The organism is Rhodococcus sp. GA1 (assembly GCF_024321955.1).
GTDB classification, from domain to species: domain Bacteria; phylum Actinomycetota; class Actinomycetes; order Mycobacteriales; family Mycobacteriaceae; genus Rhodococcus; species Rhodococcus pyridinivorans.
This window is the reverse complement of sequence record NZ_CP097186.1, coordinates 4,896,275-4,923,004: the sequence shown is the minus strand read 5'-3', so window position 1 is coordinate 4,923,004 and position 26,730 is coordinate 4,896,275. Positions and strand designations below refer to the sequence as shown.

Annotated in this window: 25 protein-coding genes and 1 pseudogene; 16 read left to right on the top strand and 10 right to left on the bottom strand. The window is 69.4% G+C overall.

Translation table 11 applies throughout. The annotated features are described in order from the left end of the window. Positions 1-9: 9 nt before the first annotated feature. The 3 genes from M3330_RS22935 to M3330_RS22925 form a co-directional block, all read right to left on the bottom strand. Positions 10-2,427 carry a glycoside hydrolase family 65 protein gene (locus M3330_RS22935; RefSeq protein WP_198162506.1) on the bottom strand — a complete coding sequence of 806 codons (2,418 nt, stop codon included), beginning with the start codon at positions 2,425-2,427 and terminating at the stop codon, positions 10-12. 65 nt (positions 2,428-2,492) lie between these two features. Beyond that, entirely contained in the window at positions 2,493-3,344 is an 852-nt protein-coding gene (gene otsB, locus M3330_RS22930; protein ID WP_230810854.1) for a trehalose-phosphatase, read from the bottom strand. A gap of 72 nt (positions 3,345-3,416) precedes the next feature. Further along, positions 3,417-4,484: a helix-turn-helix domain-containing protein gene (locus M3330_RS22925; protein WP_255026470.1), complete on the bottom strand. Its 1,068-nt coding sequence runs from the start codon at positions 4,482-4,484 to the stop codon at positions 3,417-3,419. 120 nt (positions 4,485-4,604) lie between these two features. Between M3330_RS22925 and M3330_RS22920 the strand changes: the two genes are divergently transcribed. Then, entirely contained in the window at positions 4,605-5,066 is a 462-nt protein-coding gene (locus tag M3330_RS22920; protein WP_006552156.1) for a 6,7-dimethyl-8-ribityllumazine synthase, read from the top strand. 25 nt (positions 5,067-5,091) lie between these two features. On the opposite strand, the gene M3330_RS22915 is transcribed toward M3330_RS22920, so the two are convergent. After that, positions 5,092-5,691: an SDR family NAD(P)-dependent oxidoreductase gene (locus tag M3330_RS22915; RefSeq protein ID WP_255026468.1), complete on the bottom strand. Its 600-nt coding sequence runs from the start codon at positions 5,689-5,691 to the stop codon at positions 5,092-5,094. Here M3330_RS22915 and M3330_RS24575 point away from each other — a divergent pair. Together M3330_RS24575 and M3330_RS24570 are read left to right on the top strand one after the other, a co-directional pair. Further along, a pseudogene (locus M3330_RS24575) lies at positions 5,579-6,046 on the top strand (AraC family transcriptional regulator ligand-binding domain-containing protein); the annotation flags it as partial. The gene M3330_RS22915 and the pseudogene M3330_RS24575 overlap by 113 nt on opposite strands. A 272-nt stretch (positions 6,047-6,318) precedes the next feature. Next, a complete protein-coding gene (locus tag M3330_RS24570) occupies positions 6,319-6,468 on the top strand; it encodes a helix-turn-helix domain-containing protein (RefSeq protein ID WP_369683109.1) in 150 nt (49 codons plus the stop codon). A 151-nt stretch (positions 6,469-6,619) separates the two neighbouring features. Here M3330_RS24570 and M3330_RS22905 read toward each other — a convergent pair whose 3' ends face one another. Both M3330_RS22905 and M3330_RS22900 read right to left on the bottom strand, forming a co-directional pair. Beyond that, positions 6,620-7,765 (bottom strand): MFS transporter, encoded by a 1,146-nt coding sequence (locus M3330_RS22905; protein ID WP_071935030.1) that lies wholly within the window; start codon positions 7,763-7,765, stop codon positions 6,620-6,622. Beyond that, complete coding sequence (locus M3330_RS22900) at positions 7,762-8,661, bottom strand: PAC2 family protein (RefSeq protein ID WP_006552160.1); 900 nt, start codon at positions 8,659-8,661, stop codon at positions 7,762-7,764. Before M3330_RS22900 ends, M3330_RS22905 begins: the two co-directional genes overlap by 4 nt. Before the next feature lie 51 nt (positions 8,662-8,712). Here M3330_RS22900 and metH point away from each other — a divergent pair, with 51 nt between their 5' ends. From metH to hisG, 6 genes are all read left to right on the top strand, one after another. After that, complete coding sequence (gene metH, locus M3330_RS22895) at positions 8,713-12,282, top strand: methionine synthase (protein WP_024101032.1); 3,570 nt, start codon at positions 8,713-8,715, stop codon at positions 12,280-12,282. Beyond that, positions 12,275-12,982, top strand: coding sequence for an HAD family phosphatase (locus tag M3330_RS22890; RefSeq protein ID WP_255026461.1), 708 nt, complete (start codon positions 12,275-12,277; stop codon positions 12,980-12,982). The genes metH and M3330_RS22890 overlap by 8 nt, the downstream gene beginning before the upstream one ends. 1 nt (position 12,983) lies before the next feature. After that, positions 12,984-13,844, top strand: a complete 861-nt coding sequence (locus M3330_RS22885; RefSeq protein WP_255026458.1) for a rhodanese-related sulfurtransferase — start codon at positions 12,984-12,986, stop codon at positions 13,842-13,844. A 4-nt stretch (positions 13,845-13,848) separates the two neighbouring features. Then, positions 13,849-14,736 carry a pseudouridine synthase gene (locus M3330_RS22880; RefSeq protein ID WP_255026456.1) on the top strand — a complete coding sequence of 296 codons (888 nt, stop codon included), beginning with the start codon at positions 13,849-13,851 and terminating at the stop codon, positions 14,734-14,736. A 40-nt stretch (positions 14,737-14,776) separates the two neighbouring features. Continuing rightward, positions 14,777-15,058 (top strand): phosphoribosyl-ATP diphosphatase, encoded by a 282-nt coding sequence (locus tag M3330_RS22875; protein WP_170318512.1) that lies wholly within the window; start codon positions 14,777-14,779, stop codon positions 15,056-15,058. A gap of 93 nt (positions 15,059-15,151) precedes the next feature. Further along, on the top strand, positions 15,152-16,015 hold the full coding sequence (hisG, locus tag M3330_RS22870) for an ATP phosphoribosyltransferase (protein WP_006552165.1): 864 nt from the start codon (positions 15,152-15,154) through the stop codon (positions 16,013-16,015). Positions 16,016-16,056: 41 nt separating this feature from the next. On the opposite strand, the gene M3330_RS22865 is transcribed toward hisG, so the two are convergent. Both M3330_RS22865 and M3330_RS22860 read right to left on the bottom strand, forming a co-directional pair. Next, on the bottom strand, positions 16,057-16,896 hold the full coding sequence (locus M3330_RS22865) for a thioesterase family protein (protein ID WP_255026452.1): 840 nt from the start codon (positions 16,894-16,896) through the stop codon (positions 16,057-16,059). Then, a complete protein-coding gene (locus M3330_RS22860; protein ID WP_255026450.1) occupies positions 16,893-17,768 on the bottom strand; it encodes a RecB family exonuclease in 876 nt (291 codons plus the stop codon). The genes M3330_RS22865 and M3330_RS22860 overlap by 4 nt, the downstream gene beginning before the upstream one ends. An 89-nt stretch (positions 17,769-17,857) precedes the next feature. Between M3330_RS22860 and M3330_RS22855 the strand changes: the two genes are divergently transcribed. Further along, on the top strand, positions 17,858-18,709 hold the full coding sequence (locus M3330_RS22855; protein ID WP_019289521.1) for a tRNA (adenine-N1)-methyltransferase: 852 nt from the start codon (positions 17,858-17,860) through the stop codon (positions 18,707-18,709). A gap of 21 nt (positions 18,710-18,730) precedes the next feature. Here M3330_RS22855 and M3330_RS22850 read toward each other — a convergent pair whose 3' ends face one another. After that, on the bottom strand, positions 18,731-19,210 hold the full coding sequence (locus M3330_RS22850; RefSeq protein WP_024101037.1) for a hypothetical protein: 480 nt from the start codon (positions 19,208-19,210) through the stop codon (positions 18,731-18,733). Positions 19,211-19,397: 187 nt separating this feature from the next. Between M3330_RS22850 and arc the strand changes: the two genes are divergently transcribed. The 6 genes from arc to prcA all read left to right on the top strand — a co-directional run bounded on the left by arc (position 19,398) and on the right by prcA (position 25,213). Next, complete coding sequence (arc, locus tag M3330_RS22845; protein ID WP_024101038.1) at positions 19,398-21,167, top strand: proteasome ATPase; 1,770 nt, start codon at positions 19,398-19,400, stop codon at positions 21,165-21,167. Between the two features lie 92 nt (positions 21,168-21,259). After that, the gene (locus M3330_RS22840; protein ID WP_064255670.1) at positions 21,260-21,646 is read left to right on the top strand and encodes a nitroreductase family deazaflavin-dependent oxidoreductase; all 387 of its coding nucleotides are present in this window, start codon (positions 21,260-21,262) and stop codon (positions 21,644-21,646) included. Between the two features lie 55 nt (positions 21,647-21,701). Next, on the top strand, positions 21,702-23,195 hold the full coding sequence (gene dop, locus M3330_RS22835; protein WP_006552172.1) for a depupylase/deamidase Dop: 1,494 nt from the start codon (positions 21,702-21,704) through the stop codon (positions 23,193-23,195). A 166-nt stretch (positions 23,196-23,361) separates the two neighbouring features. Further along, positions 23,362-23,553: a ubiquitin-like protein Pup gene (locus M3330_RS22830; protein WP_006552173.1), complete on the top strand. Its 192-nt coding sequence runs from the start codon at positions 23,362-23,364 to the stop codon at positions 23,551-23,553. Positions 23,554-23,642: 89 nt separating this feature from the next. Then, complete coding sequence (gene prcB / locus M3330_RS22825) at positions 23,643-24,404, top strand: proteasome subunit beta (RefSeq protein WP_228045135.1); 762 nt, start codon at positions 23,643-23,645, stop codon at positions 24,402-24,404. Further along, positions 24,401-25,213, top strand: coding sequence for a proteasome subunit alpha (gene prcA, locus M3330_RS22820; RefSeq protein ID WP_006552175.1), 813 nt, complete (start codon positions 24,401-24,403; stop codon positions 25,211-25,213). Before prcB ends, prcA begins: the two co-directional genes overlap by 4 nt. On the opposite strand, the gene M3330_RS22815 is transcribed toward prcA, so the two are convergent. Further along, positions 25,114-26,712 (bottom strand): bifunctional phosphatase PAP2/diacylglycerol kinase family protein, encoded by a 1,599-nt coding sequence (locus M3330_RS22815; protein ID WP_064255671.1) that lies wholly within the window; start codon positions 26,710-26,712, stop codon positions 25,114-25,116. The genes prcA and M3330_RS22815 overlap by 100 nt on opposite strands. Between the last annotated feature and the right edge of the window lie 18 nt (positions 26,713-26,730).

Here is a 26,730-nt window from a genome sequence, read left to right as displayed (position 1 = left end):
TCCTCGCGGTCAGGCGGGGACGGCGGCGAGCCGGAACTCGTGCGACTCGCCGGCGCCGAGCTCGACGAGTTCGCCGTCCACCGCGACCTGCACCGGCACCCGGAAGCCCTCGGTCTCGGCGCGCACCGACAGCTTGTCGCCGTCGATCCGCACCCGCAGGGGAGTGCCGCGGTACCGCATGGAGAACGACACCCCGTCGAGGTGCGAGACGAGCTTGGGCCGGAAGACGAGCACGTCGCCGTACGCGCGGGCACCGACGTAGTAGCGCTGCACCAGATCGAGGGTGCCGCCCATGACCCCCATGTGGATGCCTTCCTTGGTGGTGCCGCCCTGCAGGTCGCTGACATCGCTCTCGAGCGCGAGCTTGAACCGCAGCCACGACGACTGCGGATCGAAGGTCGCGAGCACACCGGCGAACGTCACGTGACTGAGCGTCGAGCCGTGCGAGGTGCGCTGGTCGTAGTAGTCGACGGTGCGGCGCACGAGGTCGCGATCGTAGGGATAACCGAGCTGCTCGAACACCTGGCGCAGCTCGGCGTCGTCGAACAGGAAGAACAGCATCACCGTGTCGGCCTGCTTGGCCACCTTGTAGGCATCCGGGTCGCGGCCCTCGGCGCGCAGGATGCGGTCCATCCGACCGATGTTGCCGTACTTCGTGCGGTAGTGCTCCCAGTCGAGTTCCTCGAGATCCTCGTAGCCCTCGAACTGGCTGATCACCCCGTCGTGGTAGGGCACGAACATTCTCCGGCTCATCTCCGACCAGGTGCGCAGTTCCTCGTCGGTGACCCGCAACCGGGCCCGCAGGGCCGTGCGCCGGCTCTTCGACAACACCTCGAAGACGTCCAGGGCGCGCGCCGCGATCCACGCGACCATCACGTTGGTGTACGCGTTGTTGCGCAGACCGCCCTCGGTGGCTCCCGGATACCGTTCGTGGAACTCGTCCGGGCCCATCACCCCATGGATCTCGTAGCGGTCCCGGTCGGGGTTGTAGTGCGCGATCGACGCCCAGAACCGCGCGATCTCGAGCATCATCTCGGCGCCGTAGTCGGCCAGGAAGTCGACGTCGTCGGTGGCCTGGTAGTAGTGCCACACGTTGTAGAAGATCGCGGCGCTGACGTGACGCTGGTTCCGGCTCAAGTCCGGATCCCATTGCCCCGACATCGGATTGAGATGCACCGTCTGGGTCTCCTCCGTGCCGTCGCTGCCGCTCTGCCAGGGGAACATCGCGCCGCGGTAACCGGCCTCGCTCGCCGCGGCCTGCGCCTCGCCCAACCGGCGGTAACGGTAGAGGATCAGTCCCTTGGTGATCTCGGGGACCCGCATGTTCAGGAAGGGATAGACGAACATCTCGTCCCAGAACACGTGCCCGCGATAAGCCTCGCCGTTGAGTCCGCGCGCCGGCACTCCCGCGTCGAGGCGCGCGGTGTGCCGTGAGCAGACCTGCAGCACGTGCGAGACGTGCAGACGCAACAGCAACTGCGCGCGCGGCTCCCGCGGCAGCCGGATGTCGCAGATGTCCCACAACTCGTCCCAGGCCGCGACGTGCTCGTCGTACGCCTCGGCGAAATCCGGATAGCGCAACACGTGCCGGCCCGCCGACGCGAGGGGCTCGGTGATCGCGTCGTCGCGGGAGGTGAACATCGCCACCATCTTCTCGATGCGCACCGTCGAGCCCTCGGCGATGTCGAAGGAGAGGACCTGCTGGATGTAGTCCTCCATCTGGTACAGATCGCGGTCGACGAGCATCGCCCCGCACGAGCCCTCCCGGAACACCCGGGTGCGGGCGGCCTGGGCGATGTAGGTGTCGGACTGGCGGATCTGCACCTTCAGCGCGATCGTCTCGGGGCCGTAGGTGCGCGGCGAGACCGGATCGAGGTGCCGTGCCTCGAGATCGCGGTAGCGGGCCACGGCGCGGTTGGAGACCCGGCCGTCGAGGGCGGTGACGATCTCGACCCGCCCCGACCAGTTCTCCGGGGTCAGCGACCATTCGAGCGCCCCCTGGTTCGGATGCTCCATGCTCACGAACCGCCTGCTGCACAGCGACGTCTCGCGGCCGTGCCGATCCCGGAACCGCAGTTCGCGGACCACGGTGGCGGTGCGGATGTCGTAGACGTGCCGGTAGTCGAGGATCTCCACCTGTGCCAGGCGGATCGCCTCGCCGCCGTCGATGCGCAGCTTCAGCACGAGCCAGTTCGGGAGGTTGACCAGATCCTCGTTCAGGACCGGGCTGCCACCCATGATGGTGGTCTCGCGGTTGTAGCAACGATGCGCGTAGGTCCCCGGATAATGGACCTCGCCCATGTCTTCCCACTCGGCGGTGCCGCGTGAACAGAAGTAGCCGTTGCCCGTCGAGGTCAGGGCTTCGCGCAGGGGTTCGTCGTCTGGATCGAAACCGTCGTAGTCGAGGGTGAACTCCGGGTCGTACACGCGAACCTCCTGGCGGGTCGTACTCGACACGAACTGTCCGGCGGTGCTGTCACCCGGCGGCGCTGTCATCTGCCCAGGGCCGACAGGAAACGTTCGACGTCGTCGACCGACGCGAGGACGAACTCGGCGTCGGTGCGGCGTCCGGCCATCTCCGGGTCGTCGGGGCTGCCGACGAGGATCCCGATGCCGCGACCCCGCAACGCCCGGAAGGCGTCCTCGTCGGTGATGTCGTCGCCGAGATAGAGCGGCACGACGTCGTCGGAGGCGAGACCGAGGACCTCGATCAGGTGCAGAACCGCCTTGCCTTTGTTCCAGTCCACGGCCGGTTTGAGTTCGTAGACCATCTTTCCCGGCACCACGGCGAGCCGGTCGGGGTTCTCCTGCAACAGCGTCTCGACGATCGCACCCACCCGGTCGTGCACCTCGGGGGAGGCCTGCCGGTAGTGCACGGCAACCGACGCGCGCTTCGGTTCGATGCCGACACCGTCGAGACCGTCCAGGCGGGTGCGCAGGGTCTCGGTGGTCTCGGTGATCAGATCGGTGAAGTCGGTGAGGACGTCGTGGGCGATCTGCCCGTGGGTGGGGCTCCAGATGTCGAAACCGTGGCTGCCGGCGACGACGAGATCGTCGACCCCCATGAGCTGCTGGACGACGTCGCGGTCGCGGCCGGTGACGATGCACACCGACACGCGGTCGGCGAGTTCACGGACGGTGCGGCGCATGGCATCCGACCACACCGCGTCCTCGGGACGGGCGACGATCGGGGTGAGCACACCGTCGTAGTCGAGGAAGACCGCGGGCCGGCGGCCCGCGAGACGATCGGACAGAGCGGCGCCGTCGAGTGCCGACGGTAGGTCCTCCACGGTGCGCGGCGCGGTCATCTGATCGGTACTCCTGTCGTCGCGGCGACCCGTCATGGTTCGCACCGTACACAAAGATCGAAAGGCTCGGCCGTGGATCCGGGGAGGGGGATCGGCCGGATGCAGCGGTCAGCGGACCGGGCGTCGCCAGTGCTCGTCCGCGGTGAGCCGGGAGCGGACGTGTTCGGCGGCATCGTCGTTGCGGAACGGGCCGGCCAGCAGGTCGGCGTAGACGTGTGAGACGGCGGCATGGCGCAGTCCGCCGCGACGGTCCATCCGTTCGAAGATCACCGGCGACCAGGGGATCGCCACCACGACGTCGCCGCCGTGCTCGACCGGGCGCAGGCCGAGACTGTCGGCGAAGTCGTCGGGGTCGTCGGCGTAGACCTCGAGCAGCGTCGGGGCCGCGTAGTCGGTGGCGCCGACGCCGGTGAGCGCGTAGGGGATGTCGATGCGTTCGGCCAGTCTCGCGCGGGTCGCGGTGACGCCCTCGGGGGCGGTGAACCGGCGGACCGCGCACACCTTCCGCTCGGCGGCCCAGGCCCGCAGCATCGGTTCCCAGCGCACCTCGACGATCGGGCCGCGCGGGACCCGGCGCACGAGCTCACGTTCGACGAGCACCTCGACGACGCGGTAGGTCGCGCCGGTAGACGCGCCGGACAGCTTGATCAGTTCCGGGACGGAGATCTCCCCGACGTGATCGGCGAGTGCGCGCACCACGCGGTCGGACGGTTCGCCGGTGAGCACCCCGGACGGGCGGCCCGGGCCGCGCCACGGGTCGGCGTCGGCGCCGCGGTCGCGGACCCACACCGCCGGGCGGTCGGCGACGAGCGAGAGGTTGCCGGTCGCGTCGGCGTAGGAGATGCCGTGCCGGTCGAGCTGGCGGCGCACCGGATCGGACAGATAGTGGGCGCACACGAAGCCGCGGTCGGAGTCGGACAGGTCGGCGGCGATGCGCGCGACGTCGCCGGAGAGCACACCTCGGGAGGCGACCACGGAGAAGGACACGGTGTCGCCGTCGGGGGCGGAGACGAGCATCCGGGTGGGTGCCTCGGGGGAGCGGGGGCGGTCGCTCGACAGCGACCAGCCGAGCGGCAGGCACGCCTCGAGTCGGGCGGTGGCGCGACGGTAGATGTCGATGTACCGCTCGGGGCGGGGACCGATGGTGTTCTCGGGGACGGGAGCCGATTGTGTCACATCCACCACCGTAGTCACTCTGTGCATGACGGAAAAGAGAAATAATCGAAATCCCATAGGGCGGAACAGCCCCTCTCCCGCACCGCAAACTATGACGCGGCATGCGCTAGTTTCGTGACCATGACCGACATCACCGGGCGCATCGCGTTCGTTCAGGCGACCTGGCACCGCACCATCGTCGACCAGGCACGTACAGGCTTCACCGAGGAGATCACCCGCCTCGGCGTCTCGCAGGACGCCCTGGACTTCTTCGAGGTCCCCGGCGCCTTCGAGATCCCGCTGCACGCCAAGCGACTGGCGAAGACCGGGCGCTACGACGCGATCGTCGCGGCCGGGCTGGTCGTCGACGGCGGCATCTACCGGCACGACTTCGTCGCCACCGCGGTGATCGACGGCCTGATGCGCGTCCAGCTCGACACCGATGTGCCGGTCTTCTCCGTCGTGCTCACCCCGCACAACTTCCACGAGCACGACGAGCACGTCGAGTACTTCACGCGGCACTTCGTCAAGAAGGGCGCCGAGGCGGCTCGCGCCGTCGACGCCACGGTGCGCTCGCTGCGCGCGCTGCCGACCGGAGACTGAGCCCCGGTCGGCAGCGCGCGTCGGATCAGCGTGCGCTGCCGGAGGGATTCTTCGCCGCCGAGTCCTCGCCGGCCGCTGCCTGGTTCGGAGCCTCGGTGCGCCGACGGTAGGCCGCCCGCGCGGTCTCGTCGGTGTTCAGTGCCAGCGACTGCAGACCGAATGCCGCGGTGATGCGGTGACGGGTCGCTTCCGGCACCGCCTTCCGCGCTCCGAGGATCGCGCCCGCCGTGCGGGGCACGTACCGCAGGCCGGGACGAGCCGTCGCGATCACCTGCACGATCGCGGCGGCGACCTCGTCCGGGCCGATCACGGCGTGCTCGGTCGCGGAGTACACCGTGAGGCCGGGGGCGCCTTCGATGCCCACGACGGAGCCGAGATTGACGATGTGTCCGTAGCCCTGTTCGGTGAACCGCGCCGCGGCCGGCTTCGAACCGAAGATCACACCGCGGACGTTGATGTCGATCTGCCGGTCGGTGACCGAGTCGGTCTCCTCGAGGAACGCGCCGGTGGGCATGATACCGGCGTTGTTGACGAGCACGTCGATCCCGCCGAACTCCATGTGGGCCAGGCTGAGGAATTCGTCGAAGGACCCTCGGTCGGTGACGTCCAGAGGCCACCGGAACACCGTGGTGCCGAAGCGCGCATCGATCCGGGCGGCGGTGCACGGGATCTTCGGTTACGCCCTGATGAGCTGTGCGACGGTGCGCGACGGCATCGAGGTGGGCACCCGTTTCTTCGATCTCACCTTCGCCTTCTCGCGCGCCGCCCTGGAGTATGCGGGCGACGAAGTCCGCTTCTGCCTCGACGACCGGCACGTGCCGGCGCAGCTGCGGGGCTTCCTGCTGGAGCGCGACGTCCCGGGGATTCTCGCCCATTGGGGTGCGCTGTGGGGGCAGCCGTCCGAGATCCGTCGCATCGAGGTGGCCGAATCGCTCGGTGAGCGGATCGCGCCGGTGTTTCGCGACCGGGGGTTCCTGGTGAAGACGACGGCGTCGACGCATGCGGTGGTAGTGGACGCGCGGGCGTTGGACCGGCCCATGCCGACCACGAGCCCGGAGGCCGCCGCCGTACTGCTGCGGGAGTGCGCGGAACTGCTGCAGCGCAGACAGAACCACGGCGAGCTCGGCGCCCGCGTGCGGGAAGTGCTGCTGCGCCGGGCCGCGGAGGGCCCCACGCAGGACCAGGTGGCCGAGACGCTGGGGGAGGAGGGGGGCCTCGTACCGGGCGATCGTGGCCGAGACGCTGGGGGACGATGGCGGGGGAGCTGCTGGATGCGGGCCTGCCGGTGGAGAGGGTGGCGCACCGTCTGGGCTACGTCGATGCGTCGAGCTTCTCGGTGGCGTTCCAGCGGTGGACCGGCCGGACGCCGGGTGGGCGAGGATGGGAGAGGCGCTCGGTCTGAGGCGACTGCGGGACCGGTTTGAGAGCTCTTGGAGATATTCTGAATAATACGGAAATCATAGAAAACCAGAACCCATCCTCCTTCAGGACCTACTCACCACACAGCGCGGCACCAGCTACCAACCACCAAACCTGCCAGGAAAACGTCGGTGTCAGCGGCTCGATGCCTCAGGGCGTCGAGTCATGGCCAGGGGAACGAGCACACCGAGCAGCGCGGCAGGCAGCAGGAACGCGAGGACCGGGTCGGCGCCGTACACCGGCGTCAGCAGGAGAGGGGAGAAGGCCGCACCGCCGAAGCGGAAGGCCTGCACGACGGACACCGCGCCACCGCGGTTGCCGCCCGGCCCACCGAGCACCGCGGCGTTGACCCCGACGAGGATGAACTGCGAAGCGATACCTGCCAGGAACCACGCGACGCCGAGCACGACGAGCCACGGGACGGTACCGACGACCACGACCAGCGCTGCGCCGCTCACCGCGCCGATGAGCACGATCGCGCGGGCACCGACGCGGTCGATGAGCATCCCGACCGGCCGGGAACTGAGGATGCCGGCGAGTCCGAACACGGTGAGTACCACGCCGCGTTCGGACGGGGACAACCCGAAGTCGTCCTCGACCCGGAAGGCGAGGAGGAATCCGAGTCCGCCGAGCGCACCCCAACCGAGCAATGCGACCAGCCCGATACGCAGGACGCGCGGGGTCAGCGCGTCGCGCAGTCGGACCCGAGTGGTACCGGACGGGTCGTCGCGCACCCATTCGGGCAGGCCGGCGAGCGCCAGGAGCAGCGCGGCGCCGGCAAGCACGACGAACGCCCATCTCCAGCTCACCTCGGCGGCGAGACCGCCGATCAGTGGGGCGACGGTTTGGCCGGCGGCCTGCATCGCCCCGAACAATCCGAGAGCGCGGCCGAGCCTGTCCTTCGGGGTGATAACGGCCAGCGCCGCGAGCAGCAGCGGAGTGGTGAACGCGTTGGCCGCGCCCTGCAGCATGCGGGTGCCGATGAGCACCGAGAAGGTCGGCGCCAGCGCCGCGGCGATCGAGACCGCCGCGTAGACGAGATAGGCGGTGCGCACGGTGCGGACGCGTCCCCACCGTGCGCCGAGCGTGCCGGAGAACAGCATCGCGGCGGCGAACACACCGAGATAGGCGGTGACCGTCGTCGCGGCTGTGCCGGTGGACACACCGGTGTCGGCGCCGATCTCCGGCAGCATCGACACGACGACACTGCCGCCGAAGGGACCGAGGAAGCCGCCCGCGTACAGCGCCGTGCGCTGCAGCGGTTCGCGCAGATCCCTCACTTGTTGAAGCCGCCGGGGCCCCGTCGCCGCAGATAGCGTTCGAACTCGGCGGCGAGGGCGTCGCCGTCGATCTTGGCGATGACCTCGGAGATGTCCTCCTCGGCCTCGGCGTCGCCGCGCTCCTCGAGGGTGCGCACGTACTCGGCGATCTCCTCGTCGTCCTCGATCATGTCGGTGACGGTCTGTTCCCACTCCTCGGCGAGGAGGGGGAGTTCGCCAAGGGGCACCTCGAGGTCGAGGACGTCCTCGACGCGGCGCAGCAGCGCCACGGTGGCCTTGGGGTTCGGCGGGTTGGACACATAGTGGGGGATCGCCGCCCAGAACGACACCGCGGGGATGCCCGCGCGGACGAAGGCGTCCTGCAGCACGCCGGTGATCCCGGTGGGTCCTTCGTAGCGGGAGGTCTGCAGCTTGAAGCGTTCGGCGGCCTCGGAGCTGTAGGCGGTGCCGGTCACCGGGACCGGGCGGGTGTGCGGGGTGTCGGCGAGCAGTGCGCCGAGCAGGACGACGGTGTGGACCTCGAACTCGTCGACGAGTTCGATGATGGCGTCGCAGAAGCTGCGCCAGCGCATGCTCGGCTCGATGCCGTGCAGGAGGACGATGTCGCGGTCGCTGCCGGGCGGGGAGCACAGCGACAGCCGGGTGGTGGGCCAGTCGATCTCGCGGGTGACCCCGTCGACGAGCCGCACCTGCGGCCGGTTGACCTGGTAGTCGTAGTACTCCTCGGAGTCCAGCTCCGCGAACGGCTCGGCGTCCCAGATCAACTCGAGGTGTTCGACGGCGCCGCTGGCGGCGTCGCCGGCGTCGTTCCACCCTTCGAAGGCGGCGACGAGCACCGGATCGCGCAGGACGGGGACGTCCTGGTCCGGGGTCTCGGGAAACTCGGGTGTACTCACTCGTCCAGCCTACGACCCGGCCCGATCCGGGCGCCCACTAGTCTGAAGGGCATGTCCACCCCACTTCATTCTGTCCTGCTCGATGCGCTGAGCCAGCGCGTTGTCATCGGAGACGGGGCGATGGGCACCATGTTGCAGGCCGCGGATCTGTCGCTCGACGACTTCCGCGGTTTGGAGGGGTGCAACGAGATCCTCAACGAATCTCGTCCCGATGTGATCCGGGGGATCCACCGGGCGTACTTCGAGGCCGGCGCCGATGTCGTCTCGACGAACACCTTCGGCTGCAACCTGCCCAACCTCGCCGACTACGACATCGCCGACCGTATCCGTGAGCTGTCCGAGCTCGGTACCCGCCTCGCCCGCGAGGTCGCCGACGAGATGGGTCCCGGCGCCGACGGCATGGCCCGGATGGTGATCGGGTCGATGGGTCCGGGTACGAAGCTGCCCACCCTCGGCCACGCGCCGTTCGCTGCGCTGCGCGACGCCTACGGTGAGGCGGCGCTGGGCATGCTCGACGGTGGTGCCGACGCGATCCTGGTGGAGACCTGTCAGGACCTGTTGCAGGCGAAGGCCGCGATCATCGGTAGCAAGCGGGCGATGGAGCAGGCCGGTCGCCGGATCCCGATCGTTACCCACGTGACAGTGGAGACCACCGGCACGATGCTGCTCGGTTCCGAGATCGGTGCCGCGCTGACCGCCCTCGAGCCGCTCGGCATCGACCTGATCGGGTTGAACTGCGCGACCGGTCCGGCGGAGATGAGCGAGCACCTGCGGTATCTGTCGCAGCACGCGACGATCCCGGTGTCGGTGATGCCGAATGCGGGTCTGCCGGTGCTGGGCGCGAACGGCGCCGAGTACCCGCTGCAGCCGGAGGAGCTCGCCGAGGCCCTGGCAGGTTTCGTCTCCGAGTACGGGTTGACCTTCGTCGGTGGCTGCTGCGGCACCACCCCCGAGCACATCCGGCAGGTTGCGGCGGCGGTGCGGGGGGTGCAGCCGGCGCCGCGCGCCGCGCAGCCGGAGCCGGGTGTGTCGTCGCTGTATACCTCGGTGCCGTTCGAGCAGGACGCGTCGATCCTGATGATCGGTGAGCGGACCAACACGAACGGGTCGAAGGCGTTCCGTGAGGCGATGCTCGCCGCGGATTGGCAGAAGTGCCTGGACATCGCGAAGGATCAGATCCGCGACGGTGCGCACATGCTTGATCTGAACGTCGACTACGTCGGGCGTGACGGGGCGGCGGACATGGCGGAGCTGGCGTCGCGGTTCGCGACGTCGTCGACGTTGCCGATCATGATCGACTCGACGGAGCCGGACGTGATCAAGGCGGGCCTCGAGCATCTCGGTGGTCGGTGTGCGGTGAACTCGGTGAACTACGAGGACGGTGACGGTCCGGGTTCGCGGTTCGAGCGGATCATGGAGCACGTCGTCGAGCACGGCGCGGCGGTGGTCGCGTTGACGATCGACGAGGAGGGCCAGGCCCGCACCGCCGAGCACAAGGTGCGCATCGCCGAGCGGTTGATCGCGGATCTGACCGGTCGGTGGGGGTTGTCGCCGCAGGACATCATCGTCGATGCGTTGACCTTCCCGATCTCGACGGGTCAGGAGGAGGTGCGGCGCGATGCGATCGAGACGATCGAGGCGATCCGCCGCCTCCATGAGGCGCATCCGGAGGTGCACTTCACGCTGGGCATCTCGAATGTGTCGTTCGGTCTGAATCCGGCGGCGCGGCAGGTGTTGAACTCGGTGTTCCTGAACGAGTGCACCGCGGCGGGTCTGGATACGGCGATCGTGCACGCGTCGAAGATTCTGCCGATGGCGCGGATCCCGGAGGAACAGCGGCAGGTCGCGCTGGATCTGGTGTACGACCGGCGCAGCGAGGGGTACGACCCGCTGCAGAAGCTGATGGAGCTGTTCGAGGGGGTGTCGGCGGCGTCGGCACGCGAGTCGCGGGCGCAGGAGCTGGCGGCGTTGCCGCTGTTCGAGCGGCTCGAGCGGCGCATCGTCGACGGCGAGCGCAACGGTCTCGAGGACGATCTGACCGAGGCGATGAGGACCACCCCGCCGCTGGCGATCATCAACGACACGCTGCTGTCGGGCATGAAGACTGTCGGTGAGCTGTTCGGGTCGGGTCAGATGCAGTTGCCGTTCGTGCTGCAGTCCGCCGAAGTGATGAAGACCGCGGTGGCGTTCCTCGAGCCGCACATGGAGTCGACGGGCGACGAGGGCAAGGGCCGGATCGTGCTGGCGACGGTCAAGGGCGATGTGCACGACATCGGCAAGAACCTCGTGGACATCATCCTGTCGAACAACGGCTACGAGGTGGTCAACCTCGGCATCAAGCAGCCGATCGCGACGATCCTCGACGCGGCGGTGGACAAGCGCGCCGATGTGATCGGCATGTCGGGTCTGCTGGTGAAGTCGACGGTGGTGATGAAGGAGAACCTCGAGGAGCTCAACTCCCGCGGGGTCGCGGAGCAGTTCCCGGTGTTGCTCGGTGGTGCGGCGCTGACCCGCAGTTACGTCGAGAACGATCTGGCGGAGGTCTACGAGGGCAAGGTGTCCTACGCGCGCGATGCGTTCGAGGGTCTGTCGCTGATGGACCGGGTCATGGCCGAGAAGCGCGGTGAGGGTCCGGCGCCGGACAGTCCGGAGGCGATCGAGGCCGCCCGCAAGGCCGCCGAGCGCAAGGAGCGGCACGAGCGCAGCAAGCGAATCGCGGAGAAGCGCAAGGCCGCGGAAACGCCGGCGGAGATCCCCGAGCGCAGTGACGTCGCGAAGGATCTGCCGGTGCCGACGCCGCCGTTCTGGGGCACCCGGGTGATCAAGGGCATCCCGCTGGCCGACTATGCGGCGCTGGTCGACGAGCGTGCGCTGTTCCTGGGGCAGTGGGGCCTGCGCGGGCAGCGCGGTGGCGACGGCCCGAGCTACGAGGAGCTCGTGGAGACCGAGGGCCGGCCGCGGTTGCGATACTGGCTGGACCGGTTGGCGACCGAGGGCATCCTGCAGCACGCGGCGGTGGTGTACGGCTACTTCCCGGCGGTGTCCGAGGGTGACGACGTGGTGGTGCTGACCGAGCCGCGCCCGGATGCTCCCGAGCGTTACCGGTTCACCTTCCCGCGGCAGCAGCGTTCGCGGTTCCTGTGCATCGCCGATTTCGTGCGGTCGCGGGAGGATGCGCTCGCGTCGGGCCAGGTGGATGTGTGGCCGTTCCAGTTGGTGACGATGGGGCAGCCGATCGCGGACTTCGCGAACGAGTTGTTCGCGTCGAATTCGTACCGCGACTATCTCGAGGTGCACGGCATCGGTGTGCAGCTGACCGAGGCGCTGGCCGAGTACTGGCATCGGCGGGTGCGGCAGGAGCTGGCGTTCGCCGAGGGCGGCACGGCCGCGGACGAGGATCCGGAGGAGGTCGCGGAGTACTTCAAGCTTGCCTACCGCGGTGCCCGGTTCGCGTTCGGTTACGGCGCGTGCCCGAATCTCGAGGACCGCATCAAACTGGTCGAGCTGCTCGAACCCGAGCGGATCGGGGTGGAGCTGTCGGAGGAGCTGCAGTTGCACCCCGAGCAGTCCACCGATGCGTTCGTGCTGCACCACCCGGAGGCGAAGTATTTCAATGTCTGATCGGGTGGAGGCGCCGCTCGCGGTGCAGACCGGTGCGCTGCGGGCGGTGCTGTGGGACATGGACGGCACCCTGCTCGAATCGGAACGCTTGTGGGACATCGGGATGCACGAGTTGTCGTTGCATCTCGGTGGGCCGATGAGCGACGAGACCCGCATCTCCACGATCGGGGGGCCGATGGATCTGGCGGTGCTGCGCACCTTCGCCGGGTTGGGTCTGGAACCGACCCGGGACGAGGCGGCGGCTGCGGCGGCGTGGCTGACCGACTACATGGGCCGGTTGTTCGCCGACGGGCTCACGTGGCGGCCCGGCGCGCAGGCCGCGCTGCGCACCGTCCGCGAGGCGGGACTGGGGTCGGTGCTGGTGACCAACACCGAGCGGGCGTTGTGTGAGGTGGCCCTCGCGACCCTGGGCCGTGAGCATTTCGATCATTCGGTGTGTGGCGACGAGGTGCCGGCCGGCAAACCCGATCCGGCGCCCTACCGTCGGGCTGCGGAGTTGCTCGGTCTGGATCCGGCGCAGTGTCTGGCGGTGGAGGATTCCCCGACCGGGGCGGCCGCGGCGGATGCGGCCGGGTGCACGGTGCTGGTGGTGCCGTCACTGGTGGATGTGCCCGGCTCGGAGCGGCGGGTGTTCCGGTCCACGCTCGAGGGGTTGAGCGCCGAGGATCTGCACGAGCTGCACGGTGCGGGGGTGCCCTGAGGTGGCGGTCCCGAAGATCGTGCTGTTCTACAAGTTCACCCCGTTGCCCGACCCGGAGGCGATCCGGTTGTGGCAGCACACCCTCGCGTCGTCGTTGGGGTTGACCGGGCGGATTCTCATCTCGGAGCACGGCATCAACGGCACCGTCGGCGGTGACATCGCCGACGTGAAGAAGTACGTGCGTGGCTTGCGCGGTTATGCGGCCTTCAGGGACACCGATATCAAGTGGTCCGACGGCACCGGCGACGACTTTCCGCGGCTGTCGGTGAAGGTACGTCCGGAGATCGTGACGTTCGGGGTGCCCGACGAGGTGAAGGTCGACGAGAACGGCATCGTCGACGGCGGCACCCATCTGTCGCCGCACGGCGTGCACGAGCTGGTCGCCGAGCGCGGCGACGAGGTGGTGTTCTTCGACGGCCGCAACCGCTTCGAGGCGCAGATCGGCCGGTTCCGGGATGCGATCGTGCCGGATGTCGCCACGACCCGCGATTTCGTCGCCGAGCTCGACAGCGGACGCTACGACCATCTCAAGAACCGCCCGGTGGTCACCTACTGCACCGGTGGGGTGCGCTGTGAGGTGCTGTCGGCGTTGATGCGCAATCGCGGGTTCGAAGAGGTCTACCAGCTCGACGGTGGCATCGTCCGCTACGGCGAGACCTTCGGAGACGAGGGCCTGTGGGAGGGTTCGCTGTACGTCTTCGACGGGCGGATGAACGTCGAGTTCAGCGCCGAGGCGCCGGTGATCGGCCGCTGCACCCTGTGCGGGACGCCGACCTCGCGGTACCGGAATCATCCGGATCTCCACGGCCGGGAGTTGACTCTGGTGTGCGAGGGCTGCGTCCCGGACCTCGTGGAGGCGTAGACCGGTGCGTGCTGCACCGCTGCCGGTGCGCGACGGGCTCGGCCCCGACCGCATCCGGATGCCCGCCGATGTCGACGCGGCCACGATCGTCGAGTTCCTGCAGGCCGGCCACCCCGAGGAGGACTGGGCGGCGCACATGGGTGCGGGGGAGTTGGTCGACGAGCACGGCCGCCGCGTCGATGCGTGCACGCCGTATCAGCCGACGCGGTTCGTGTACTTCTACCGCGATCCGCCGCCGGAGGTGCCGGTGCCGTTCCCGGTGCGCGTGTTGCATCGGGAGGACGGTCTCGTGGTGGTGGACAAGCCGCATTTCCTGGCGACGATCCCGCGCGGAGCGCACATCCGCGAGTCGGTGGTGGTGCGGTTGCGGCGCGAGCTGGAGTTGCCGCATCTGGTGCCGGTGCACCGGCTCGACCGGATGACCGCCGGGGTGCTGCTGTGCACGACGGATCCGGCATGGCGGCGGCCCTATCAGGAGCTGTTCGAGCGTCAGCGGGTGCGCAAGGTGTACGAGGCGGTCGCCGGTTATCGGTCCGACCTGTCGTTCCCGCAGGTGGTGCGCACGCGGATCGTCAAGCGGCACGGGGAGCCGACGGCCGAGCAGTTCGCCGACGAACCGAATTCGGAGACGCGCATCGAGCTGGTCGAGCGGCGTGGGGAGCTGGCCCGTTACCGGTTGTTCCCGCGCACCGGTCGCACCCACCAGCTGCGGCTGCATCTGGCGTCGTTGGGGGTGCCGATCGTGGGGGACAACTTCTATCCGTGGTTCCGGCGGCGCGACGCGGACAATTTCACCGATCCGCTGCGGTTGCTGGCGCGGTCGCTGGAGTTCACCGATCCGATCAGCGGGGTGGAGCGGCGGTTCGTCAGCGGGCGGGAACTCGAGTTCTGAGCGAGGGTTGGTGTCCTGGCTGTGGGGCCGGTGGCGGGGCATGAAACAATCGACCCCTGTGAAGACCTTCGATTCCCTGTTCGCCGAGCTGTCCGAACGCGCCGCGACCCGCCCCGAGGGCTCCGGCACCGTCGCCGCCCTGGACGCCGGCGTGCATTTCCAGGGCAAGAAGGTACTCGAAGAGGCCGGTGAGGTGTGGATCGCCGCCGAGTACCAGTCCGACGAGGAACTGTCCGAGGAGATTTCGCAGCTGCTGTACTGGGTGCAGGTGCTGATGGTGGGGCGGGGTCTGAAGCTCGAGGACGTCTACAAGCATCTGTGACGGCCGGTGGCCCGCTGTGCCGGTGCCGCCGTCCGTGCCCCCTGTAGATCCCTTCCTCGCTTCTGCTCGTCGTTCGAAAGGACCCAATCCGTCATGCTGCGCGTCGCAGTCCCCAACAAAGGTTCGCTGTCCGAGTCCGCCGCCGAGATCCTGCAGGAGGCCGGCTACCGTCGGCGCACCGACTCGCGGGATCTGACGGTCATCGACCCGGTCAACGACGTCGAGTTCTTCTTCCTGCGGCCGAAGGACATCGCGATCTACGTCGGTTCCGGCGAGCTGGATCTGGGGATCACCGGCCGCGACCTGGCGATGGATTCGGGGGCTCCGGTCACCGAGCGGTTGTCGCTGGGCTTCGGGTCCTCGCGTTTCCGGTACGCCGCGCCGAAGGGCCGCGACTGGTCGGTCGAGGATCTGCAGGGTCTGCGCATCGCCACCTCGTACGCGAATCTGGTGCGTCGTGATCTCGCCGCCCGCGGCATCGAGGCCGAGGTGATCCGGCTCGACGGTGCGGTGGAGATCTCCATCCAGCTCGGGGTCGCCGACGCGATCGCCGATGTGGTCGGCTCGGGCCGGACGTTGCGGCAGCACGATCTCGTCGCCTTCGGCGAGTCGTTGTGCGATTCGGAGGGTGTGCTGATCGAGCGGGAGGATTCGGATCGCTCGGATCGGGCCCGCAACCAGCTGATCGCCCGTCTCGAGGGTGTGGTCTTCGCGCAGCAGTACGTGATGATCGATTACGACTGCCCGAAGCACCTGCTCGAGCAGGCCGTGCAGGTCACGCCCGGTCTCGAGTCGCCGACGATCTCGCCGTTGGCGAACGAGAATTCGGTGGCGGTGCGGGCGATGGTGCCGCGCAAGGGCCACAACGCGGTGATGGACCGGCTCGCCGAGATCGGTGCCCGCGCGATCCTCGCGTCGAACATCCGCTCGTGCCGGGCGATGCGCGCCCCCGAATAGACGCGCACCGATCCCGACATCTTCCGGTGCGGTCCCGCTGATCAGCGGGACCGCACCTGCACGTTCTGGGCGATGCGGCCGAGCGCGCCGGTCTCGTCGTAGAGCAGACCGGCGGTCATGCCGACCCCGTCGGGTCCGACGGACATCTCCGCGGCGATCCCCACCCAGTCCTGTTCGCGGAACTCGGGGGCGCGGAACAGGTGCACGGTCAGTTCGGTGTTGAGGAAGGTGTACTCGCGGGGGTCGAGTTTGGATCCGACACCGTTGGCGACGTCGGCGACGCTCATCAACCGGTCGAGCCCGCTGGGGGTTTCGCCTTCCACGAGGGCGATCTCGCTGCGCACCCACGCCGACGACAGGCCGGGAGCGCCGAAGGGGACGATGATGCGCCATTCGACGGTGTCGATGTAGCCGCCCTTCCAGAAGACGTGCGGGGCGGTGGCTTCGACGTGGTCGGGGGCGGGCAGCGGGGTTTCGGAGGTCCGCGCGACCTGCGGCAGGTCCATGGTTTCGAGGCGCCAGCCGGTGCCGCGCGCCACCGGGCGGTCGGTGCCGTCGGGGGCGGTGGCCCACAATTCGGCGACGACCAGTTCGATGCGGCGACCGGGTCGTTCGATGTGGGTGCGCACCTCGAGGTCGGTGAGGGGGACGGGGCCGAGCAGTTCGACGGTGAGCCGGCTCAGGCGGGTGTCGGGGCGGGGCCGGTGCCGGTCGATGGCGCGGGCGAGCAGCGCCGAGGGTGGGGCGCCGTGCTGCAGGTGCGGTCCCCAGGTGCTGACGGTGTGTTCGGTGGGGCGGAACACCGCGATCTCGACGTCGTCGACCGGGCCGGTGGGGGTGGTCGGCCGGGGGACCGGCACGTAGTAGGCGGCGTCGCTCACTCGGGATTCTCCTGCTGCTCGATGCGGTGGGGCGCGCCCGGTGTCGATTGCGTCGCAACGCCATCGGCGGGATACGGCGGTGGGGTACCGCCGAACGCCGGGCACAATGCCCGATGATCGCACCACCGGCAGCCGGGACCGGGATCGGGGCGGAAGTCGCCGCTGGCGCGCAACTGCCGGATCGTCGCCCACATCGCCCGCACGATCCGTTCGAAGCGACGCAGTTCCTCGGGGTCGGGCCGGTAGTGCAGCACCTGACCGTCGCCGAGATACAGCAGCCGCAGCGAGGCCGGGACGATGCCGCGTTGCCGCCACACGATCAGCGCGTAGAACTTCAGCTGGAACAGCGCCGCCCGCTCGCCGCGCGGGGACGGGGCGCGGCCGGTCTTGTAGTCGACGACATGCACCGCACCGGTGGCGTCGACATCGAGGCGGTCGATGATGCCGCGCAGCGGGACGTCGCCGTCGAGGGTGGTCTCCACCCGCAGTTCGCAGCCGTCGGCGGTGACCGCGGTGGGGTCCTCGACGGTGAAGTAGGTGTCCAGCAGCGCGGCGGCCTCGGCGAGGAACCCCGCGTCGTCGGTGTCCACGCCCAGATCGGGGGTGGCGGCGAGGACCCGGGCCAGGGCGTCGGGCAGCAGGGTCTGCGCGGCGGTGGCGGTGCGGGCCGGTCCGTCGAGGCCGAACAACGCTTCGAGGGCGGCGTGCACGACGGTGCCGCGTGCCTGGGCGCGGGTCGGGGGTGCGGTGAGCCGGTCGACGGCCTTGAAGCGGTAGAGCAGCGGGCAGCGGGTGAAGTCGGCGGCCCGGGAGGGGGACAGGGCGACCGGCCGCGTCGAGTCGGTGGGGGGTGTGGGCGCAGCTGTGGTCACACCTGGCAGGCTAGGACGCGGGTCCGACACGGTGCCGGACCCGCGTGCCCGATCCCGGGTGCGGGGCTGGAACGAAGGTGGACACGGCGATGGCGGTAGGCGGACTCGGGCGCAGCGGACCCTTCCAGGTGGGGGACCGGGTGCAGTTGACCGACGCCAAGGGCCGCAAGTACACCGTGGTGCTCGAACCGGGCAAGGAGTTCCACACCCATCGCGGCGGGATCCTGCACGACGATCTGATCGGCACCGACGAGGGTGTGGTGGTCACCTCCACCAACGGCACCCCCTATCTGGCGTTGCGTCCGCTGCTCGTCGACTATGTGATGTCGATGCCGCGCGGTGCGCAGGTGATCTACCCGAAGGACGCCGCGCAGATCGTGCAGGAGGGCGACATCTTTCCCGGCGCGACGGTGCTCGAGGCCGGCGCCGGTTCCGGCGCGCTGACGTGTTCGCTGCTGCGCGCCGTCGGCGAGAGCGGCCGGGTGATCTCCTACGAGGTGCGCGAGGACCATCTCGAATACGCCGAGCGCAATGTCGACACCTTCTTCGGGCAGCGCCCGGCGAACTGGACGACGGTGCTCGGCGATCTGGCGGACTACGACGTCGAGAAGTACGGCCGCGTCGACCGGGTGGTGCTGGACATGCTCGCCCCCTGGGATGTGCTCGAGACGGTGAAGAAGGCGCTGGTGCCCGGCGGGGTACTCATCGTCTATGTGGCGACGACGACGCAGCTGTCGCGGGTGGTCGAGGCGATGCGGGAGCAGACCTGCTGGACCGAGCCGCGTTCGTGGGAGTCGATGGTGCGCGGCTGGCACGTGGTGGGGCTGGCGGTGCGGCCGGAGCATCGGATGCAGGGGCACACGGCGTTCCTGGTCAGTGCCCGGCGCCTGCAGGACGGGGTGGAGACCCCGAAGCCGCAGCGCCGGCCCAGCAAGGGCTGAGCCGACGCCGACCCGCAGGGGTTATTCGCAGCTGAGCGTGCCCGCGGCCAGGATCGAGCAGGCGCTCTCGTCGGCGATGACCCAGGTGCCGTCGATCTGCTCGAAGGTCAGCGGCATCGGGGCGCCGCCGTGCGGGCCGGCGACCTCGGTGGTCGCGGTGACGGTGTCGGCGTCGACCGTGGTGATCTCGCCGACGGTGCCGGTGAGCGGGTAACCGGCGAGCACACCGGTGAACTGATCGAGCACGGCGGTGCGCGCGGCGCCGTGCTCCACGACCGCGGCACGGTCCTCGGTGGTGGCGGCCGGGTCGAAGAACACGTCGATCTGTTCCTGCAGTTGCTCGACGGTGACCGCGGCGGTCACGGTGGTGCTGGTGGTCGTCGTTGCGCTGGTCGTGGCAGCGGTGTCGTCGCCGGCGTCGTCGGAGCTGCAGCCGGTCAGGGCGGTGAGGGCGGCGATCGCGGTGGCGGCGCAGAGTGTGCGAACTGGACGTGGGGTCACGGAGGAGTACCTTTCGAGAGAAACGGTCGACGCACGATATTTAGGGGAGCCTAACAGCGTGCCGGAGGTGCGGCGCCATGGCGCGCCCCACGCGCGACACATGTTCGGAACACGACTGTTTCGTGTCCTCCCCCATGTGGGGCGATGTCCCGGTAGCGTGGAATGACCGACAGTGGAGGGAGTCGCTATGAGCTCGTCAGAGAAGCCGGATGCGGTTGCGGCGGCACGCGAAATCGAAGAGTTGCGCGCAGAGGTGGCGACCTTGCGTCGTCGGCTCGGCGAACCGTCCGATCAGGTACGCGACCTCGAAGCCCGGCTCGAGTCCCTCACGGTCCGCAACGGCAAACTGCTCGAGACCCTCAAGGATGCGCGCCAGCAGCTGATCACGCTGCGCGAGGAGGTCGACCGGCTGGCCCAGCCGCCGAGCGGCTACGGGGTGCTGCTCGAGACGTTCGACGATCAGACCGTCGACGTGTTCACCTCGGGCCGCAAGATGCGGGTCGCGGTGTCCCCGAATCTCGAACTCGACACCTTCCGGCCCGGTCAGACGGTGCGGCTGAACGAGGCGTTGACCGTCGTGGAGGTCGGTGGTTTCGAACGCGTCGGCGAGATCACCACCCTGCGGGAGGTGCTCGACGACGGCACCCGCGCGCTGGTGGTCGGGCACGCCGACGAGGAACGCATCGTGTGGCTGGCCGCCCCGCTCGCCGCGGCCGCCGCCGACGACAAGACCGATCTGCTCGTCGACGACGAGAACTCGTTCACGCTGCGCCCCGGTGATTCGTTGCTGGTCGACAGCAAGGCCGGCTACGCCTTCGAACGGATCCCCAAGGCCGAGGTCGAGGATCTCGTGCTCGAGGAGGTCCCGGACGTCGGCTACAGCGACATCGGCGGTCTGGGCCGGCAGATCGAGCAGATCCGCGACGCGGTGGAGCTGCCCTTCCTGCACAAGGACCTGTTCCGCGAGTACTCGCTGCGCCCGCCGAAGGGTGTGCTGCTGTACGGCCCGCCCGGTTGCGGTAAGACCCTGATCGCGAAGGCGGTCGCGAACTCGCTGGCGAAGAAGATCGCCGAGGCCCGCGGGGACGATTCGAAGGAAGCGAAGTCGTTCTTCCTGAACATCAAGGGCCCGGAGCTGCTGAACAAGTTCGTCGGTGAGACCGAACGGCACATCCGGTTGATCTTCCAGCGGGCCCGGGAGAAGGCGTCCGAGGGCACCCCGGTGATCGTGTTCTTCGACGAGATGGATTCGATCTTCCGCACCCGCGGTTCCGGTGTGTCCTCCGATGTGGAGACCACGGTGGTGCCGCAGCTGCTCGCCGAGATCGACGGTGTCGAAGGGCTCGAGAACGTCATCGTCATCGGCGCGTCGAACCGTGAGGACATGATCGACCCGGCGATCCTGCGGCCCGGCCGCCTCGACGTGAAGATCAAGATCGAGCGTCCGGACGCGGAGGCCGCGCAGGACATCTTCTCGAAGTACCTGACCGAGAGCCTGCCGGTGCACGCCGACGATCTCGCCGAGTTCGGCGGCGATCGGGTCGCGTGCGTGCGGGCGATGATCGAGCGGGTCGTCGAGCGGATGTACGCCGAGTCCGAGGACAACCGTTTCCTCGAGGTCACCTACGCCAACGGCGACAAGGAGGTCCTGTACTTCAAGGACTTCAACTCCGGCGCGATGATCCAGAACATCGTCGACCGGGCGAAGAAGTATGCGATCAAGTCGGTGCTCGAGACCGGGGCGCCCGGTCTGCGGGTGCAGCACCTGCTCGATTCGATCGTCGACGAGTTCGCCGAGAACGAGGACCTGCCCAACACCACGAATCCGGACGACTGGGCCCGGATCTCGGGGAAGAAGGGCGAGCGGATCGTGTACATCCGCACCCTGGTCACCGGCAAGAACGCCAGCGCGAGCCGCGCGATCGACACCGAGTCGAACACCGGCCAGTACCTGTAGGAATCGACCCGCGACAATCGATCCGCGACGGCCGGGTCTTCCCTCCTCCGGAAGGTCCGGCCGTCGCGGCCTATCCAGGGGGAGGACCGACCGTGCCGTTGCCGCGCACCCTGGCCCGGTTCAACAAGATCGTCACCAACCGGGTCACCACCCCGTTCGCGCAGCTGCTGCCGGGCACCGCGGTGGTCGAGCATCGCGGGCGCCGCTCGGGCCGGGTGTTCCGCACCCCGGTGCTGCTGTTCACCGTCGGTGACGATCTGCGGATCGCGTTGACCTACGGCGCCGACACCGATTGGGTGCGCAACGTGTGCGCCGCCGACGAGGCGGTGGTGCACACCCGGGGCAGGGCGATCCCGGTGCGCGACCCGCGGCTCGGGACCGATCCGCAGGCGAGCTGGGCGCCGCTGCCGGTGCGGGTGGCGCTGCAGGCGATCGGGGCGCACGGCTATCTGGACTGCACCCCGCAGCCGCACCGCTGACCGGTGGCGGGGCTGGTCACGACCGTGAGCGTCCGGATCGCCTAGGCTCGAGGGCATGCAGCGGATCATCGGTATCGAGGTCGAGTACGGGATTTCCTCACCCAACGAGCCATCGGCGAACCCGATCCTGACCTCCACGCAGGCGGTGCTGGCCTACGCGGCCGCCGAGGGGGTGCCGCGCGCCCGCCGCACCCGCTGGGACTACGAGGTCGAATCGCCCCTGCGCGACGCGCGGGGCTTCGATCTGGGGCGGTTCAACGGCCCGGCCCCGGTCATCGACGCCGACGAGGTCGGTGCCGCGAACATGATCCTCACCAACGGGGCGCGCCTGTACGTCGACCACGCCCACCCCGAATACTCCGCCCCGGAGGTCGCCGACCCCCTCGACGCGGTGATCTGGGACAAGGCCGGGGAACGGGTGATGGAGGCCGCCGCCCGGCACGCGTCGAGTGTGCCCGGCGCGCCGCGACTGCAGCTGTACAAGAACAATGTCGACGGCAAGGGCGCCTCCTACGGCACCCACGAGAACTACCTGATGGACCGCGAGACCCCGTTCTCCGCGGTGGTCGCGGGCCTGACCCCGTTCTTCGTCTCCCGGCAGGTCATCACCGGCTCCGGCCGGGTCGGGATCGGCCAGTCCGGTGACGAGCCCGGTTTCCAGCTCTCGCAGCGCGCCGACTACATCGAGGTCGAGGTCGGTCTCGAGACCACCCTCAAGCGCGGCATCATCAACACCCGCGACGAGCCGCACGCCGACGCCGACAAGTACCGGCGCCTGCACGTGATCATCGGCGATGCGAATCTGGCGGAGATGTCCACCTACCTCAAGGTCGGCACCACCGCGCTGGTGCTCGACCTGATCGAGGCCGGCATCGACCTGTCGGATCTGCAGCTCGCCCGCCCGGTCACCGCGGTGCACCACATCAGCCACGACCCGTCGCTGCGCAAGACCGTCGCGCTCGCCGACGGCCGGGAGCTGACAGGTCTGGCGCTGCAGCGGATCTACCACGAGCGGGTCGCGAAGTTCCACGACGGCACCGAGGACAAGCGGATCCTCGACATCCTCGACAAGTGGGCGATGGTGCTCGATCTGCTCGAACGCGACCCGATGGAATGCGCCGACCTGCTGGACTGGCCCGCGAAGCTGCGGCTGCTCGAGGGCTTCCGCAACCGCGAGGGACTGTCCTGGTCAGCGCCGCGCCTGCACATGGTCGACCTGCAGTACTCGGATGTGCGCCTGGACAAGGGCCTGTACAACCGCCTCGTGGCCCGCGGGTCGATGCAGCGGCTGGTGTCCGAGCAGCAGGTCCTCGATGCGGTGCACACCCCGCCTTCGGACACCCGCGCCTACTTCCGCGGTGAGTGCCTGCGCCGTTTCGGTGCCGATATCGCGGCGGCGAGCTGGGATTCGGTGATCTTCGATCTCGGTCGCGAATCGCTGGTGCGCATCCCGACGCTCGAGCCGCTGCGTGGCAGCCGCGCGCATGTCGGGGAGCTGCTCGAGACTGCGCAGTCGGCGGCGGAACTGGTCGATCAGCTCACTCACTGACCGCCCCTCCCGGCGGAGGGCGGTGGCCGGATCACAGGCCGCGAGTACGCGTGTCGCCACCGGTGGACCGGTTCGCTGGGTAGGGTAGGAGTTCGAAGCAGCGGTGACCACACCGATCGTCGACCGGTGACGGTTCCGCGCCGAGTACAGGAGGAGGTCGGCGGCGATGGCACAGGAGCAGACCACACGCGGTGGCGGCGGAGACGACGACGAGGTCGTCGGTGACGGCGGTGCCGGTCAGGAGCGTCGCGAGAAGCTCGCCTCGGACACCGACGATCTTCTCGACGAGATCGACGACGTGCTCGAGGAGAACGCAGAGGACTTCGTGCGGGCATATGTGCAGAAAGGTGGCCAGTGACAGCCGAACGATCCTCTCTTCCCTACCGCGAGGTGCAGCCGAAGCTGCACCTCGCGTCGCCCTTGTCGTCGTTCTCCGACCACCTGCGGATGCACGCCCCGGAGATGCTGCCGGAGAACCGGTTCCGATTCGAACGAGGTGACCACGTGGACCTCGCCCCGCACGGCACCACCATCGTGGCGCTGACCTTCGACGGCGGTGTGCTCATCGCCGGCGACCGGCGCGCGACCATGGGTAACCTGATCGCCTCCCGCGATGTCGACAAGGTGTTCATCACCGACAACTATTCGGCGGCCGGCATCGCCGGCACCGCGGGTCTGGCGATCGAGCTCGTGCGACTGTTCGCGGTCGAACTCGAGCACTACGAGAAGATCGAAGGTGTGCCGCTGACCTTCGACGGCAAGGCCAATCGGCTCTCGTCGATGGTGCGCGGCAATCTCGGTGCGGCCATGCAGGGCTTGGCCGTGGTGCCGTTGCTGGTCGGTTTCGACCTCGACGCGTCCGATGCGCACCGCGCCGGGCGGATCGTGTCCTACGACGTGGTCGGGGGCCGCTACGAGGAACGCGCCGGCTACCACGCGGTCGGCTCCGGATCGTTGTTCGCCCGCTCGTCGCTCAAGAAGCTCTACCGCGCCGATGCCGACGAGCAGAGCGCGCTGCGCAGCGCCGTCGAGGCGCTGTACGACGCGGCCGACGATGACACCGCCACCGGTGGTCCCGACACCACCCGCGGGATCTACCCGACGGCGGTGGTGATCACCGCGGCCGGGGCCGTGGCCGTCGCGGAGGAAACCCTGTCCGAGCTGGCCCGCACCATCGTGGCCGACCGCACCGCAGGAGATGCCCGGTGACACTTCCGTACTATGCGTCCGCCGAGCAGATCATGCGCGATCGCTCGGAGCTGGCCCGTAAGGGCATCGCCCGCGGCCGGTCGGTGATCGCGTTGACCTACGCCGGCGGTGTGCTGCTGGTGGCGGAGAATCCGTCGAAGGCGCTGCACAAGATCAGCGAACTGTACGACCGGGTCGGTTTCGCGGCCGTCGGCAAGTACAACGAGTTCGAGAATCTGCGGCGCGCCGGGATCATGCACGCCGACATGCGCGGCTACTCCTACGACCGGCGGGACGTGACCGGGCGGGCACTGGCGAACGCCTACGCGCAGACCCTCGGCACCATCTTCACCGAGCAGCCCAAGCCGTACGAGGTGGAGATCTGCGTCGCCGAGGTCGGGCGCGCCGACACCGACGACGGCCCGCAGCTGTACCGCATCACCTACGACGGCTCGATCGTCGACGAACCGCAGTTCGTGGTGATGGGCGGCAACACCGAACCGATCATCACCGCGCTGCGCTCGTCGTACAAGCCGGGTCTGCCGCTCGACGAGGCGGTCGCCGTGGCGGTGACCGCGCTGCAGCAGCCCGCCACCGCCGACGCGGCGCCGCGGGTGCTCGGCCGCGGGGAACTCGAGGTCGCGGTGCTCGAGAAGCAGCGGCCGCGCCGCGCCTTCCGGCGTATCTCGGGGGCGGCGCTCGACGCGCTGCTGCCCAGCACCGGGTCCGCTCAGGCGGCGCCGTCGGAGACGCCCGCCGATCCGGCCCCCGAATCGGGGTCCGACACCGCGACCGGCTCGGAGACCGAGTCCGGTCCCGACGCGGGCTGATCCACCGCGAGCCGATAGACCGTCAACGCCGACGGCACCACCTCGAAGTCGAAACCGGTGCCGTCGGCGAGGACCTCCCCGTCGGTGGCCAACGCCACCGGATCCCCGATGACCTCCACCGCCAGGCCCGGGATGTGCCGCTGCCGATACATCGGTGACGCGCCGAGGGTGCCGGTCGCCGCAGCGAGGAGCAGACGCAGCCGCGAGAACCGACTCTCCGCGGGTAGATACCGCACGTCGAGGGTGCCCGGATCCAGATGCGCCCGGGACATCGGCACCTGATCTGCCGGGGTGTAGCGGCCGTTGCCGACGAACAGCAACCACACCGCCCGCCCCGCCCCGTCGATGCGGACCGGCATCGGGCTCGCCGTGCGCAGCACCGCGAGCATCGCCAACCCCGCCGCCGGCCACTTGCCGATCCGCGGTTCCCAGTGCTGCCGCAACCGCACCGCATCCGGATAGCCACCGAGGCTGGCGGTGTTGACGAACCGCCGCACCGTGCGCCCGTCCGGCCCGGTCACCGTGACCTGCCCGAGCCCGACGGCCACCGCCTGCCCGGCGGTGACCGCCCGCACCGTCTCGTCCAGGTCCACCACGCCGAGATCGAGCGCGAAATGGTTGAGGGTGCCGCCGGGGAAGACCGCCACCGGCAGCCGCGCGGCGACGGCGACGTCGAGCACCGCCGCGACGGTGCCGTCCCCGCCGCACACCCCCACCGCCTGCGGCCGATATTCGGTCAGCAGACGTTCCGACTGCTCCGCCGGATCACCGTCGGGATCCAGATCGACGCGACGCACCCTCGGCAGCGCGGCGGTGACCCGCGCGGCGATCTCCTCGGCGGTCCCGGCATCGCGGTTGACCACCAGCAGCATTCCGTCGCCGCCGGGCAGGGCGGGCGCGGCCGCCGCGACCTGCACGGTCGCCGGTTCGCGGCTGCGCACCGCCCACCAGCGGCGCGTCGACCACGCCACCGTCGCCCCGACCGCGGCGCCGACGACGACGTCGCCGGGCCAGTGCACGCCGGTGTGCACCCGCGAATAGGCCACCGCCGCGGCCAGCGGCGCCAGAACCGCCCCAGCCGCAGGGGATTCGAGCGCCACCCCGGTCGCGAACGCCGCCGCCGACGCGGCGTGCCCGGACGGGAACGACGACGAGCGGGGGATCGGCACCGTGCGGCGTCGAAACTTCGGGTCGGTGCGCGCCGGGGGCCGGCGGCGCGGCAACAGCGGTTTGAGCAGCCCGTTGGTCAAGGCGCTGGCCCCGGCTACCGACAGCAGACCCCGCACCGCTCCGCGGCGGGCGTGACCGCCGGCGGTGGCGCACACCGCGGCGCACGCCACCCACAGCACACTGTGGTTGGCGGCGCGTCCGAGATCGCGCAGCAGCGGGTCGGCGGGGGATGCGCGCAGCGCCCCGGAGCGCTCGAACAGGGCCCGGTCGGCGGTGCGGTAACGCTCGGGAACGATCACACCTCGACCGTAGATGTCGTTGCGACCCATGTGGGTCGGGTTCGCGCG